At 49.3% G+C, this 286-nt stretch carries 1 pseudogene; it reads left to right on the plus strand.

Annotation, left to right across the window (positions count from 1 at the left end):
• Positions 1-65: 65 nt before the first annotated feature.
• Positions 66-286, plus strand: a pseudogene (locus ACTHSN_RS10795) (IS5/IS1182 family transposase); the annotation flags it as partial.

A 286-nucleotide genomic window follows, 5' to 3' on the forward strand; every position in this document is an offset into this window, starting at 1 on the left:
CTGAGACCTTTGCAAAATTCCCCAAAATCCCCTAAATTCCTACTAAGACATTTAGGGGATTTTCCATGACCACCTTCTTTCAGCAAACCGTCCAAGCCATGATCGTCAAACACATCGACCGCTTCCCACTATTGAAGTTGGATCAGGTAATTGATTGGCAACCGATCGAACAGTACCTGAATCGTCAAAGAACCCGTTACCTTAGAGATCACCGCGGCCGTCCCGCCTATCCCCTGTTGTCCATGTTCAAAGCCGTCCTGCTCGGACAATGGCACAGCCTCTCCGA

It is taken from the genome of Neisseria sp. P0009.S010, assembly GCF_051958545.1.
Classification (GTDB): domain Bacteria; phylum Pseudomonadota; class Gammaproteobacteria; order Burkholderiales; family Neisseriaceae; genus Neisseria; species Neisseria subflava_A.